We start from the raw sequence: 14299 nt of genomic DNA, 5'->3' as shown, positions 1-14299 counted from the left end.
GGCGTGCCGACAGCTTTCCGACAGCGCATGTGAGGGGGGCTCGGACGCCGGCTTGTGCCGCGATCCTCGCCGTCGCTCGTCCGCATACGTCGCCGCCAAACGCCCGAGCGGCGTGCGGCCGCTCAGCGCCCTCGCCTGAGGGCGCCTGAAGTCGGGGAGAAGAACATGACGCAGATCGACACAGTATCCACGCGTATCGCGCTCGTCGTCGGCCATGCAGCCGGCATGATCGACATGGTTTCGCTGCCCATTTGGGTGGGCGCGCTGGTGGTTGGATACAAATATGCGCCCGCCGAGGCGGGCGGGCTCGTCACCGCCTTCCTCATCGGCGTGGTCGCTGCCAGCAGCTGCCTCGCGCCGCTTTTTCATCGCCTCTCCATGCGGTGGATCCCGGCGCTGGGATTTGCCGGGGCGAGCCTTGCTTTTGCAGGTCTCTGGTTTACTTCAGGATTCGTGGCTTTTCTCGTCCTGCACCTGTGTGCGGGCATTTGCGTCGGCATCGCCCTGTCCGCCACGCACGGGACCATCGGCCGTACGCGCAATCCCCACCGCACCTTCGCCTATGCCACCATCGGCTTCGGCGTCTTCAGCGTGATGTTCGTCACCTTCACCGTGCAGGTCATCGCCAGCACCGAGCCGAGCAGCCTGTTTCTGATCTTCGCAGCGGTCATGGCCATTGCGGCCGCCGTCAATCTCGTGCTGTTCCCGCCAAGCGACGGCGCGGCGCGGGTCCTTGCGGCCGAGCCGGGCGCGCCGGCCCGAGCTCCACGCTTCAAGCCGGTGGTGTGGCTGCTCATCGCCGGCCTTCTCGGCCTGAACTTCAACCAGTCGATGAATTTCAGCTTCGTGGAGCGCATCGGAAGCGACAGCGGCTGGCCGGCCTCCTCGGTCAACATGGTGCTCGTGGCTGTCGCCTTCATCAGCCTTCTGTCGGCCCCGCTGGCGGTGCTGTTCGAGCGGAAGCTCAATCCTGTCCACGTGGGCATGGCCGGCGCCCTGCTTCAGGCCGCGCTCTCGTTCGGCCTCACCGGTTCCGCCACCTGGGCCGGCTATGCGGCTTCGGCCTGCTTCATCCCGTTCGTGATGATCTTCTCCCACACCTTCCTGTTCGGCCTCATGTCGCGTGTGGAGCCGACAGGTCGGGCTGTCGCGGCCAATCCGGCCATCACCATGGGCGGCGGTGCGCTCGGACCGCTTGTGGGCGGCATTCTGGCCCAGACCCTGGGTTATGGCGGCGTGAGTATTGCCACTGCGGTCGTTTCGACGGCGGTGATCGCGGCCCTGCTGCTCGCGGCGGGGCGCCTCCTGCCGGGCCGCCGAACCGTAGGGGCGACCGTCACCGAGGGCAACGCCTGAGGGGCGGTCGCCTCTGGCACAGGCGGCTCGCCAGGTCCTAGAGCATTTTCGAGCGAAGTGGATACCGGTTCGCGTGAAGAAAATGCGTCAAAATAATACTCCAGAGCGATTTCCGTGAGCCAATGCGAACGGAAAACGCTCTAGCCGGTGCTCCGGCCGGTCCGGGTTCCGCTCATCGCAGCAAGGCTGCTCCATCAGGGTTGCCCGACACAGATCGGGTGCCGGACGCCTATCGCGCGCCAACGCCGTGTGGCGACGAAAATCAAAATAAATCAGGGGGTAAGGAAATGCAGATCGATACCTTCAAGGCGGTGATGCTGGGGGCCGCCTGGGCCGGGCTTGCGGCGAACGTTCCGGCTCTCGCTCAGGATGTGACGGTCAATTTCGACCCTTACGCCGTGAGCCAATCCCCACCGCCTTCGGGCGCATTGACAGAGGTGGGCGACACGCTGCGCAAGGCCGGTGTCGATCTCCGGCTGGATTTCGTCAACCTGTACTCGAACGCTCCCAACTTCGGCTTCACGCAGGGGGAGGCCGGGAATTACGGCTTCCTTATCTTTGACACCACATTCAACCTGTCCGACACGATCAAGATCAAGTGGCAGGAGACGTTGAACGTTCCCATGTACAATGGGGATGAATATCTTTTCAATTTATCGAACAGCTTTTTTGCGACCGTTCCGGTCATCGACACGTTTACGGACCTGACACGACTGACCATTTTGGGCGTGTTCTTCGATGGAAAGCTGGAGCTTGAGGCGGGGCGGCTCAACATGTGGCCGGAATTCTTCCGGTCTGAATTTTGCGGCGGCCTCGGCTGCATATCGCAGATCCGACCATTGGTGCTGAATGCCCCCGGCAACACGCTTTCGGTCTGGGGCGGTCGTATCGGATATAACATCTCGCCCACCACGACCATCGGCGCCGTCATTACCGAGGATAATCCAGACAACTGGCAGAGCGGCAGCGGCTGGGATTGGGCGCAAGGTAATTCCCAAGGCTATACTGCCGTCTTCCATGTGGCCCAGCGCGAGAACTTCATGCAGAGCTCGCTGCCGTTGAGCTATGAAGTGGGGGCCTATCGCGCCTCCGCCCCGTACATGGACGCCCTGTACAATTCGGGCTGGGGCAACCCCACCTTCGGCCCGAACCCGATCGTCATCGAGCATGACGGCGGCTCCAACGGCCTGTTCGCCCAGGCGCGCAAGGTCGTCTGGAGTGTGCCCGACGGCTCTCCTTTCCCGCAGAACGTGGCCGTCTATGGCGGCGCGTTCTACACCTTCGGCGAAGGCCAGTCCTATCCTCTCGAGGTCTATGGCGGCATGGAATATGGCGGCTTCTGGGCCGAAAACCCGATGACGTCCATCGGCGCGACGCTGCATTATATCGGCCTCAGCCAAAAGCGGGCCGAGTACGAAACCAATGCGCGCCTGTTCTTTTCCGGCAATTATGAGCCGCAGCCGCAGGACACCTTCCAGGTGGACGTCCACGCCCGCTTCGGCGTCTCGAAATTCGGGATTTTCGAGGTGGGAGCGGCCTATATGATCAACCCAAACACAACGGTTCTTGCCGATTACTCGACCAGCCGGATGCAGGATGGCTTCGTCGTTTACGCTGGCCTCTTCATGGACATCGGCACCATGCTCGGCCTGTCGCCGCCGATGAGGCGATGATGTCCGCTGTGCCGCGCATCCGCCGTGCGGGTCTTAAAAATATTGTTATTGACGAAAATATATTTTTTGTTCACTAGAGCCGACACAAGGCCAAAGACGGGAGGCACTCTTGACGTATTTGATCCGCCAGATGGGGCATGTGGTCGTTTCCACGCCGGACCCCCTGGCCGCGGCGCAGGACCTTGCGGAGGTGGTCGGCCTGCGCATCACCGAGCAGGCGGGCGATGCTGTCTATCTCTCCAGTAACGAGCGTCACCATGAGGTGACCTACGTGCGCGGCGCGCCGAGCATCGTCGCCATCGGCCTGGAGGCCGAGAGCCCGGAAGCGGTCGACGAGGTGCATCGTCGGGCCCTGTCGGATGGGCTGACGGTGCTGAGCGACCGGCCGATCGGCCCCCATTACGAAAAGGCCGTGCGGATCATCGCCCCGGGCAAGGCCATCTTTGAAATCCATACGCCCATCGCCCGCAACCAGCGGCGTCATTACAATTACGGCGGCGGGCCGCGCCCCCGGCGCATCGAGCATATCAATGCCTTCGCGCCCGACACCCTGGCGTTCGGCGAGTTCTGCGAGAAGACCCTGGGCCTGAAGCTCTCCGACAAGACTGCGGACGAGGGCCTTCGCTGGTACCGGGCCGCGGATGGCTATCACCACACCATCGCCATGGGTCCGGGCGAGAGTGGCCTGCATCATTATGCCTTCGACCTCCATGCCATGGAGGATCTGATGGGCATTGCCGACAACCTTGCCCGCAAGGATCGGGCACTGGTGTGGGGTCCCGGCCGCCACGGGGCCGGCGGCAATATCTTCACCTATTACGCAGACCCCAATGGCTGCCTGGTCGAGAACTCGATCGAACTCGACCGCATCGACAACGACGCCACCTACGAGCCGCGCGCCTGGGACATCACCGAAGGGCTTGCCGGCCGCTGGCTCAACCTGTGGGGCACCCCGCCCACGCCGGCCTTCCTGAGGCCCGGTCTCGCCTTCGCCGGCTGAGATCGCCGGAAATGCCGGCGCCATGCACGCCGGCGTCCGGTTCACACGTTGGGGAGGACAAGGTGAACTACGACGTCATCATCATTGGGTTCGGTCCCACCGGAAAAGTCCTTGCGCGCAAGCTCTCGGATGGCGGCCATCGCGTGGCCATCGTCGAGCGGTGGCCTGCGGCCTATCCGCTGCCGCGCGCCGTCGGCTTTGATCATGAGATCATGCGCATGTTCCATGCGTTGGGGGTGAGCGCACAGGTCGAGGCGATCTCGCGGCCGATGGAGCATTACGTCTGGTACAATGCCGACTGGAAGGTTCTGTTGGATCTCGATTACACGGATGACTCCATTTCCGGTGGTCCTGACGGATTTCTGTTCAACCAGCCCGATCTGGAGCGGGTCCTGGAGGCGGACCTTGTCGGGCGCCCCGGCATCACCCTCTACACCGGCCACGAGGCACTCGCAGTTCGCGACACGGGCGAGCGTGCCGAGGTGGACCTCGCGCCGTTCGACGAAGCGGCAGAGGCAAAGCCGGCCCCCGCGCTTACGCTCTCGGCGCGCTACGTGGTCGGGTGCGACGGCGCCAACAGCCTGGTGCGCGAGACCATGGGCGCCGCCGTGCGGGATCTTGGCTTTGACGAATCCTGGCTGGTGGTCGACGTCCTCCCGCACGACATCGACACCCTCGCCCTGCCGCTCGCGGCGCAATGGTGCAACCCGGCGCGGCCGACCACCATCATCAGCGGCGGGCGCACCAACCGGCGCTGGGAGTTCATGCTGTTGCCCGGCGAGACGCCGGAGGACTTCGCCCGCGACGAGAGCGTCTGGGCGCTACTTGCCCAATGGGTCACGCCGGAGAATTCCACCCTCATCCGCAAGGCCACCTACCGCTTCCGCTCCCTTGTCGTGGACGGCTGGCGCAAAGGGCGCCTGCTGGTCGCCGGCGACGCGGCCCACCGCATGCCCCCCTTCATGGGGCAGGGCATGTGCGCGGGCCTGAGGGATTCCTGGAATCTCGGCTGGAAGCTCGACCGTGTGCTGCGCGGCGCCTCGCCCGAGGATCTGCTGGACAGCTACGAGGCGGAACGCGCGCCGCACGTCGAAGCCGTCATCCGCATATCGGTGGGCCTCGGCAAGGTCGTCTGCATTCCCGATCCGGACGCGGCGCGGCAGCGGGACGAAGCCTTCTTCGCCGGGCAGGTTCCGCCGCCGCACCCGTTTCCGCCTCTCGTCTCCGGGGTCATCGATGCGGCGCCGCAAGCGCCCGGCGCCGGCGAGTTGTCACCACACGACGATCTGCTGCAGGACGCCGCGCGCGTGCGGCTCGACACGGCGGCGGCAGGCGGGTTTGTGCTGCTCTCCCGCACCCCGGTGGACGATCCCCGGCTCCATCGTCTCGGCATCGCCACGGTGATCCTGAACGGCGCGGATGTGCGCGATGCCGGCGGCCGTCTCTCCGCGCTTCTGGACCGGCTCGGCGCAGCCGCCGTGCTGATAAGGCCGGATTTCTACGTCTTCGGGTCCGCGCCGTCGCCGCAGGACATTCCCGACCTCCTGGGGCGCCTCGAAGGCAGGCTCTGCGCGCCATCCGCCAGCGAAAGGGCGGCCTAGAGTCTGCTCCACAACAATTCCCGCGGACGGATGCATCGCCAATCCGTCCGCCCCGCTCCCCTGAAGGACAAGCCCATGACATTCAAGATGCAGAGCGGCTTCCGCTATCGGATGCCCGTCGTGTTCGGTCCCGCGCCGGGACCGCGCCAGAAGCCCGGCGGCGGCATGTGGTTGCCGGAGGAAACCGGCCGGATGAATTCCGAATGGATGGCCATCACCTACCGGACCTCCCGCGAAAAGCTCGAAGCCCTGCTGCCCCCCGGCTTCGAGCTGCGCGGCGAGCCCGTGGCCTGCGTCTCGTGTGCCTGGTTCAAGAACCTCTACTGGCTTGCGGGGCGCGGCTATGGGATCCTCACCGTCGATATCCCCGTCACCTATCATGGCCGCGACGAAACGCTCGATGGCTCATTCTGCGCGGTGATCTGGGAAGGCAGCCCCGACGCGGTGCAGACCGGGCGCGATGAGCTCGGCTTCTCCAAGATCTATGCCGACATCGCCGAGATCAGCTATGGACAGGATGGCAAGACCGCATCCTGCTCCGCCTCCTGGCTCGGCTTCACCTTCTTCGACATCACGCTGACTGACCTCACCGAAGTGGAAGCGGCTCCGAGCCTGCCCGGCGTCGGCGGCGGCGCGGCCATGTATTACAAGTACGTTCCACGGACCAGCATCGGCGGCAGCGAAGGCGCGGACATCGCGTATGTGACCACGCCGGCACCGCCGAAGGCTGCGGGCGGCAAGCCGGACAACATCAAGTTCGAGGGCTTCGACTTCAAGCGCTGGTCGGCCAAGGGCAGCTTCCGCTGGCATCGCGCCACCTTCGAGCAGTTGCCCCTGCAGGCGCACATTGTGAACACGCTCGCCGATCTTGAGGTGATCGAGATCACCAAGGTCGAGATGGTCGCCTTTTCGGGGCCCGGCATCGCCGTCGCCATGGACACCATGCGCGCAGTGGAACCGCCCGTCGCCGATCCCGCCTTGACCCTTGCCCGGAGTGCCCGCTCATGAAGTTGGTTCGTTTCACCGTCGATGGCCGGACCCGGCTCGGCAAGGTTGCGGGCGACACGGTCGTCGACCTCACCGCTGCGGCCGAGGGCTGTGGGGCTTCCATGCGCCTGCTCATCGCCGCGCTGCCGCGCCTGCGTGCCGCGCTGGAAGCCGCCGCTGCGCCCGTCCACGCGCTGGCCCATGTGGTGCTTGAAGCGCCCATCGACGACCCGCAGAAGTTTCTTGCCATCGGCATGAACTACAAGGCCCATGCGGAAGAGGCCGAGCGTGGCGGCATTCCGGTGCCCAAGACCCAGCTCTGGTTCAACAAGCAGGTGAGTTGCATCACCGGCCCGTTCAGCCCGGTGGTGCTGCCACGCGCTTCGGACAAGGTGGATTACGAGGCGGAGATGGGCGTCGTCATCGGCACCCGCTGCCGTCACGTCTCCCGGCAGGATGCGCCCGGCGTGATCGCGGGCTATTTCGTCGGAAACGACGTGTCCGCCCGCGACTGGCAGTTCCGCTCCCCGACCTTCACGCTGGGCAAGTCCTTCGACACCCATGGACCCATCGGGCCATGGATCACCACGGCGGACGAAGTGCCGGACCCGCACGACCTGACACTCACCCTGTCGCTGAACGGCGAGGAGCGCCAGCGCACCTCCACCGGCGACATGATCTACGACATCTACGAGCAGGTCGCGTACCTCTCCACTGTTATGACGCTCGAGCCGGGCGACATCATCCTTACCGGCACCCCGGCCAATGTGGGCATCGCCACCGACACCTTCATGCGGCCCGGCGACGTGGTGCGCGTGGAAGTAACCAGCCTCGGCGCGATCGAGAATACATTCGTTCCGGAGACCTCCACCTGACGCCGGAGGCTGAAGCCCCATGAAGACGCAATTGTTCATAGGCGGTGACCTGCGGGACGCCGCGAGCGGTGCAACATTCGACCGCATCGATCCGGTGACCGGTGCGGTCGCCTCCAGCGCTGCCGCCGCCGGCGTGGAGGACGCGCTTGCGGCGGTTGCCGCCGCGGCAGCCGCGTTCGCGGACTGGAGCAAAACAGGTCCCGGCAGACGCCGGGGCCTGCTGCTGCGCGCCGCCGACCTCCTGGAGGCGAAGGAGGCGGAATTCCGCGCGGTCTGCATGGCCGAGACCGGCTGCACGGCGCCGTGGGTCAGCTTCAACGTGCATACGGCCGCCGGCATCCTGCGCGAGGTCGCTTCGCTCACCACCGAGGCGACCGGGGAGGTCATTCCCTCCGACAAGCCGGGCACTCTGAGCCTCGCCCTGCGTCGCCCCGCCGGGGTGTGCCTGGGGATCGCGCCGTGGAATGCCGCCATCATCCTCGGCGTGCGGGCCATCGCCATGCCGCTGGCCTGCGGCAATACTGTCATTCTCAAAGCCTCCGAGGCGTGCCCCGGCACGCATGGCCTTATCGGCAGCGTCTTCCGCGATGCGGGCTTCCCGGCGGGCGTGGTGAACGTGATCTCCAATGCCCCGAAGGACGCGGCCGCCGTGGTGGAGGCCCTGATAGCCGCCCCGGCGGTGCGGCGGGTGAACTTCACCGGCTCCACCGGCGTCGGGCGGCGCATTGCAGAGCTGTGCGCGAGCCAGCTCAAGCCTGCCCTCCTGGAACTGGGCGGCAAGGCGCCGCTGGTGGTGCTGGACGATGCCGATATCGACGCGGCGGTGCGGGCGGCGGCGTTCGGGGCCTTCGTGAACCAGGGCCAGATCTGCATGTCCACGGAGCGGCTGGTCGTTCACGAGGCCGTCGCCGATGCGTTCGTCGAGAAGCTCGCGGCAAAGGCCCGCAGCCTGCCTGCCGGCGATCCGCGCGGCCATGTGGTGCTCGGGGCGCTGGTCAGCCCGGAGGCGGCCGAGCGGATGGAAGCGCTGATCGCCGATGCCGTGGCGAAGGGCGCGGTGCTGGTGGCCGGCGGCGGGCGAAGCGGCGCTGTCGTGGAGGCGACCGTCCTGGATCATGTCCGACCCGGGATGCGCCTCTATGGGGAGGAATCCTTCGGCCCCGTGAAGCCCGTGATCCGCGTGGCGGACGAAGACGAGGCGGTCCGGGTGGCCAATGACAGCGACTATGGCCTCTCTGCCGCCGTGTTCAGCGGCGATCTGCGGCGGGCCATGCGGGTGGCGGAGCGCATCGACAGCGGCATCTGCCACATCAACGGTCCCACCGTACACGACGAGCCCCAGATGCCGTTCGGCGGGGTGAAGGGCAGCGGCTACGGACGCTTCGGCGGACGCGCGGCCATCCCTGAATTCACCGATCTGCGCTGGATCACCATCGAGGATCCGCAGCAGTCGTACCCGTTCTGATCTTCGGAACGGTGGCCTGTCCCTCTCGCCATTCGGGGCTCCGAGAGAGAGGCAGGCACCCACGGCTGGCGGGCCGGCAGGGAAACCGGGCGGGGGCGCCGGGTTCCCTGCCGATGCGGGCCGTGGACCGTGGCATGGCGGGCCGGCGCAATCGCCCCCGTATCAATCCTCCGGAGGCTCCCATTGCAGGCCGGTGCCTTCGGGGGGGCGTCTGGCGAGCAATGCGGTGGCCGTCTTCTGCAGGTGCTCGGCCAGCAGCCGGCAGGCGATCGCCGTGTCGTGGGCGAGCGCGGCCTGCATGATGCGGTCATGCTCGAAATCCACGTCGCGCTCTCCCACCTTCTCGTTGCCGGCGAGCAGCCGCCGATAGCGTTCGGCCTGGAGGAAAAGCTGGCCGCGCAGCTTGAGCCACCATGTGTTCGAGCAGGTGGCGACAAGCGCCGTATGGAACTGGGCGTGAAGGTCGGACCATGCGTCGTTCATCCGCCTGGCGCGACCGGTGCCGATACTCTTGGGGGTCTTTGTCAATTGGTGGTGGGCCGCAAGCAGGTCCGCTTCCCAGCGCAGGGTGCGGTGCTCGATGGCGCTCGCCAGGCACCGGATCTCGACCTCCACCCGCACCTCGGTCAGGTCGCGCAGGTCGGCGGCGGAAACCGGCGCAGCGAAGAAGCCCCTCTGCGCCTCCGCCACCACGAGCCCGTCCGACGTCAGGCGCGACAGTGCTTCCCGCACAGCGCCGGGACTGACCTCGCCACCTTCGCTCAGGCGATCGATCGCGAGCCGCTCATTGGGCAGATAGCACCCATCGAGAATGTCCTTCTTGATGCGCTCGTAGGTTTCAGCGGTCCGGCTCTTGCTCGACATTCCTCTCCCCCAAATCAAACATTTGGCTAGCATAAAAATCGTGAATTACCAATAAAATATATTTAACTGGACCTTCGAGACCGGGGCGGGACAGTCTCCGGCGCTGCTTCGGGGGCGCGGGAACGCGGGAGCGCGGGAGCGCGGGAGCGCGGGAGCCAGACGGGAGCCAGACGGGGGAAGGCCTTCTTTATGGGAAGCGACGAATCTACCCCTTGGCGCCTGTTGCGCTCGGCCCCGCGCATGTCCCGTCGTGCGCACGTCCCGTCACGCGCATGTCCCGTCACGCGCATGTCCCGTCAAACGGCGTTGGAAGTGGAGGTGGATGTCCGGTCGGTCCTACCCGAAGAGGGCTTGAAAGCAGCAGCATGAACTGATGGCTTTTGTAGCCAGCTTTCAGCTGAGGGAGCACCGCCATCGCAGGCCTGCTTCCGACTTCAGACTTCCGAGGAAAACGACGATACCTGCATGGTGGGCCAGCTCTGTTCGGAGCGCATGCCACTGATCGCGGTCTGCCGTCCTTCCGGGACGAGGCTGGGGAAAGGGCCGTGCGATCAATCGCCGGTCGATGTCCCAACCGCCGCCGGTCCGCAGCGCATCCATGAACCCAGACACCGTCGCCGGCCCCACCAGCATCAATAGGCCTGCAGCGCCAGCACCCCCCCGGGGCCAATCATCAGTCCCCAGGTTTCGTCGGAGCGTACCTCCACGTCGTCGGCCTGAACCCTTCCGCCTGTTCTGATGGAATATTTGTACTTTCCGGGGGCGAGGTCCAAGGTTGGCCCGTCAGGCGCCTTGGTTCCAGCGTTACCTGCGACCTTGATCACCCGATTATTGAAGGTGAGTGACGATTCGTCTGGCATGATATTGCCGAACATCACGCGGGCCTTTCCGGCTTCCGGCAAAATGCCCGCTTTCCGGGCCGCCTCCGGATTTTTCAGGCTAAGGTTGACCGTTGTTTCATTGCCCTTTCGACCGAGCTTCAACACGGCGGGGCCTTCGGGGGACGTGAAGCGGACCGTCGCACGGTCGGCCGCGACCACCTGGCCCTTGGCCTCTTCCTTCCAGTTTCGATTGCCAAGCTCGCGACGGTAGAAATCCAGGACCACGGCGAGGTCGAGCGGCACATTGGCGTTGAGCTCGCGCCGGAACGGTGTCTGGGACCCTTCCGACATGGTGTGGCGCTTGGGAACCGGCAGCCCCGCGCTCTCCTCGACGATGAGATCGTCGGCCGACGGCGCTGGCGCACCACCCGTACGGCTCTCGTTCTTTTGGGTGGGCTCATCGGGCTTTGTGCCCGCAATCTGCAGGCCCGAGCCGCGCGCATTCACATTGGTGCTGGAGCCCATCTTCATGACCGTGATGGAGATATCCTTGTTCCCCTTGGCGAATTGGAGCTCCGCCATATTCGCGTTGTTGATCACGCTCGGCTTCGCGCGCCATCCGGACTGCTTCAGGGCCGACCGGAAAAACTCAGCGATCGACTTGACGTTGGACGCGCTCGTGAATTGGAGCGTTCCGTCCTCGCCGACGAAATCGACGTCCTGCGCCGTCTCCGGGAGCGGGATAGGCGCGCTGCCGCCGGCGAGCGGCCGCAGCGGTTCGACGGCATCGCCGGCCCCGCGCGCGGGGGCCTGCGGCATCGCGGCACCGCCGGGCATCGATTCGGCCGCGCGCATCATCTGCTGGGCCTGCTGCAGCATGTCATTGACCGAGCCGCCGCCCGTCACGCTATTGGTCTTGGGCTTGGTGATTTTCTCAATGAGGTTGACGGTCGTCAGCCCGTACTGGCGAGCGAGCTTCAGAGTCGCCGTGCCTTCGGGAAAGGTGAAATGCACCACCGCCTCGTCCGGATCGATCGTACTGCGCGGCGCATCCTCGTTCCACCCGCGCGCCGAAAGCGCGCCCCTGTAGAACGACAGCACCGCGTCGAGGCTCGCCTGGACCTGGACGTGGATCTCTCTCCCAGTCCCGCCATTCGTGCCACCCGCATTCCTACGCGGCTTGGGGACCGGCAGGCCGAAGATGTCGCCATCGGCCTCGACCGATTGCAGTTCGGCGAAGAAGGGTGTTTTCAGCTCCACCAACGTCCTGCCGTGGTCGCTTGCCCGCAACACGAGCACGAGCGGCCGGGTATTGCCGCGCGTGAAATAGGCGATGTCGCCATTCGCGGGTTTTGGATCGAGCTTCGCATTCGGCCATTTCGCCGCGATGTCCGCATCCGGGAGCAACTCCCAATCGCTTTCGGCGAGCTTGCGGGCATAGAATTCACGCAGGCTCTGCGGCGTGCCGCCCGAGGTCAGGCTGAGATAAGGCCGATGCTCGTCGAACACCACGTCGAGGGCGTCGTCCGTAACCGGCGGAGCGAATTGCAACCGATCGGCCACATACTCGACCGTGGTCTGGTCCGTGGTGTCCTCGTTCCTGCCGGGTGTGATGGTGAAACGAACCGAAAGGCCCTGCTGCCCCTTGATGAATGTCAGCCAGGTCGAATGCCGGTCATCCAGCGGAGCCACGTAGAAGCGCCAACCCTGGGCGGCCAGCAATGCCTTGATCGCGGTGGTCGTGGCAGGAACATTCCCGGGAACTGAGTAAGACACGCGCTCGGCGGTTGATTTTCCGGTGTCAAGCGCGCCGGGGAGGCGTGGCAGATCGGAGACGGCGACCAGAGGCGCGACATTGTCGCGGCTGAGATAGACTTGGCGGGCGTTCGCGAGAATGCTGATCGGCTGAGGCTTGATCTCGACCTTGACCTTTCCGGCGTCTGTTTTTTGCAGCACGAGCGCCAAGGTCGCCTTCGGGTCCTGGTCGTTGACGAAATAGGCGTAGCCACCGCCGTCATGGAGCGTTCCCGCAGGGCCTCCCGCCGCCTGCTTGCCATTGGACTTTGCCGACCACAGGAACCAGCCGCGGCCGGCGAGTTCCCGGCGGTAGAAGTCGACGAGCCTTTCGACCGGCTCGCCGCTTATCAGGCTCAACGATGGCCTGTCCGGCGAATATTCGATATTGGCGGCATCCGCCGTGAAAGGCAGGTCCACTTTCAGTGGCACAGCGGAATATTGCACGCTGATGGCGTTGTTCTGGGCTGGCGCGACCGTGATGAAGACGTTAAGGGCCTGCGATCCCTTCTTTAAGGTCATGGTCTTCATCGTCGGGTTTTCAGCAGAGGCCGCGTTTGGCGCGGCATATTTTTGCCAGCCGAGGGCGGTGAGCGCCTTTTCAACCGCGTCAGCCGTCGGGCCGATCGCCTGGGGTGAGACGAAGATCGTCGTAAATGGGCTGGCGAAAACGTCCTTGGCACCGGGAACCCGAGGGAGCTTGCTGGCGTCAAAGTCGCCAACGCTCGCGCGATCCGGCACCTGGGCCCTGGAAGGCAGGCACTGTGCAGCGGAAACCGCGATGATCGCGCAAAATGCCAAAAGATAACGGCGGTGGCCGCCTCGCCGCACGCCGAAGCTCGCCATTTCGCCGATCATTATAGTCTCCAGAGGAAGCGCCACGGGCCGAAAGGCAAAACGACTTTCGATCCAAATGCTTCCCACGATCGGCGCAAATTGTGAAGGCTCCGCTTTGGGAAAACGGTTCTGACCGACTGGCGTTGCACGTGATTATGTCGGGCTCAGTTCTCTGCGGCGGTAGGATTTAGCCTTATCGGTCCGCAAGAGCACGCGCCGATCGGATTGCATCGCAATCCGATCGGCGCGTGCTCTTTCCTTAAGTTTATTCGATGGAGCAGCATCGCGGCCGGATCGGCAGCGTCGATACGCATCATGGCAGCGAGCTGTGCCGACAAAACGTCGTAGCGCCCTTTGTCCGCGTGCGGGTTGGCCAGCTTCAGGTCGGCACGCGCAAAAACCACGCAGGATTGGTATTGGTTGAACCGAACCTTCGCCTTCAAAATGGTCTCAAATAAAATCGCATCGTTTGGGGGGCGGTGGCAGATCAGGACCTCCGCAATGTTTGCCTTATTCCCCGTCAACGAGCGGATTATGTTGAGTCCAACGGCCATGGCGAAGTCGTAGGCTTGCCGGGTTCCGGGTTGATGGCGGGCGTAGATGCCGTATCCGAGGATGACATCCTCCCCGACCGGATACGAATAGACGGTCGCGCCGCGGGAAAGCCCGATCTGGACCTGGGTATAGCTGCGGATGGCTTCACCCAGGGTTGGGCTGGCCTGCATCAGCGGGCCGATCGGACCGAGAGACAGATGATCGTACCGTGCGCCCAGCATCAGCCCGAAATGCTCCTGGCCGCTCACGCGCTGGCAATTTGCGAGGAGTTGAAGTGCCTCTCCAAAGGGAATGACGGCGTCGGGCAAGAGGTCTTCGGGCCGGAAGGAAAGCCCCGCGCAGGCCTCGTCGGGATCGGCACCGAGTTCGCGCAACAGGACCGGCACTCCCGAGAGCCCGGCCACCCGCTGCAACGGCGCGCGATTCATTTGTATCCCCACCCGTGCCTTGTCGTGAGAAGATAAACAAATC

The 14299-nt window shown here is 64.9% G+C and carries 11 protein-coding genes; 7 read left to right on the top strand and 4 right to left on the bottom strand.

The features are described 5' to 3' along the window. Nucleotides 1-165: 165 nt before the first annotated feature. From V5F48_RS03230 to V5F48_RS03200, 7 genes are all read left to right on the top strand, one after another. Nucleotides 166-1356 carry an MFS transporter gene (locus tag V5F48_RS03230; protein WP_394040012.1) on the top strand — a complete coding sequence of 397 codons (1191 nt, stop codon included), beginning with the start codon at nucleotides 166-168 and terminating at the stop codon, nucleotides 1354-1356. A 287-nt stretch (nucleotides 1357-1643) separates the two neighbouring features. After that, a complete protein-coding gene (locus V5F48_RS03225) occupies nucleotides 1644-3029 on the top strand; it encodes a carbohydrate porin (RefSeq protein ID WP_394040010.1) in 1386 nt (461 codons plus the stop codon). A 109-nt stretch (nucleotides 3030-3138) separates the two neighbouring features. Beyond that, nucleotides 3139-4029, top strand: coding sequence for a VOC family protein (locus V5F48_RS03220; protein WP_394040008.1), 891 nt, complete (start codon nucleotides 3139-3141; stop codon nucleotides 4027-4029). A 62-nt stretch (nucleotides 4030-4091) separates the two neighbouring features. Continuing rightward, nucleotides 4092-5630 carry a bifunctional 3-(3-hydroxy-phenyl)propionate/3-hydroxycinnamic acid hydroxylase MhpA gene (gene mhpA, locus V5F48_RS03215; protein ID WP_394040006.1) on the top strand — a complete coding sequence of 513 codons (1539 nt, stop codon included), beginning with the start codon at nucleotides 4092-4094 and terminating at the stop codon, nucleotides 5628-5630. 75 nt (nucleotides 5631-5705) lie between these two features. Then, nucleotides 5706-6638 carry an acetoacetate decarboxylase family protein gene (locus tag V5F48_RS03210; RefSeq protein ID WP_394040004.1) on the top strand — a complete coding sequence of 311 codons (933 nt, stop codon included), beginning with the start codon at nucleotides 5706-5708 and terminating at the stop codon, nucleotides 6636-6638. Then, complete coding sequence (locus V5F48_RS03205; RefSeq protein ID WP_394040002.1) at nucleotides 6635-7492, top strand: fumarylacetoacetate hydrolase family protein; 858 nt, start codon at nucleotides 6635-6637, stop codon at nucleotides 7490-7492. The genes V5F48_RS03210 and V5F48_RS03205 overlap by 4 nt, the downstream gene beginning before the upstream one ends. A 19-nt stretch (nucleotides 7493-7511) precedes the next feature. After that, nucleotides 7512-8957, top strand: coding sequence for an aldehyde dehydrogenase (locus V5F48_RS03200; RefSeq protein ID WP_394040000.1), 1446 nt, complete (start codon nucleotides 7512-7514; stop codon nucleotides 8955-8957). Between the two features lie 162 nt (nucleotides 8958-9119). On the opposite strand, the gene V5F48_RS03195 is transcribed toward V5F48_RS03200, so the two are convergent. The 4 genes from V5F48_RS03195 to V5F48_RS03180 form a co-directional block, all read right to left on the bottom strand. After that, nucleotides 9120-9821, bottom strand: a complete 702-nt coding sequence (locus tag V5F48_RS03195; RefSeq protein ID WP_394039998.1) for a GntR family transcriptional regulator — start codon at nucleotides 9819-9821, stop codon at nucleotides 9120-9122. Nucleotides 9822-10214: 393 nt separating this feature from the next. After that, the gene (locus V5F48_RS03190) at nucleotides 10215-10421 is read right to left on the bottom strand and encodes a hypothetical protein (protein ID WP_394039996.1); all 207 of its coding nucleotides are present in this window, start codon (nucleotides 10419-10421) and stop codon (nucleotides 10215-10217) included. Nucleotides 10422-10453: 32 nt separating this feature from the next. Further along, nucleotides 10454-13294, bottom strand: a complete 2841-nt coding sequence (locus V5F48_RS03185) for a hypothetical protein (protein WP_394039994.1) — start codon at nucleotides 13292-13294, stop codon at nucleotides 10454-10456. Nucleotides 13295-13437: 143 nt separating this feature from the next. Next, nucleotides 13438-14256, bottom strand: coding sequence for an AraC family transcriptional regulator ligand-binding domain-containing protein (locus V5F48_RS03180; protein ID WP_394039992.1), 819 nt, complete (start codon nucleotides 14254-14256; stop codon nucleotides 13438-13440). Nucleotides 14257-14299 lie beyond the last annotated feature (43 nt).

It is taken from the genome of Xanthobacter autotrophicus ATCC 700552 (genome assembly GCF_043194565.1).
Taxonomy (GTDB): Bacteria; Pseudomonadota; Alphaproteobacteria; order Rhizobiales; family Xanthobacteraceae; genus Xanthobacter; species Xanthobacter autotrophicus_F.
This window is presented reverse-complemented; position numbering and strand designations above follow the sequence as displayed.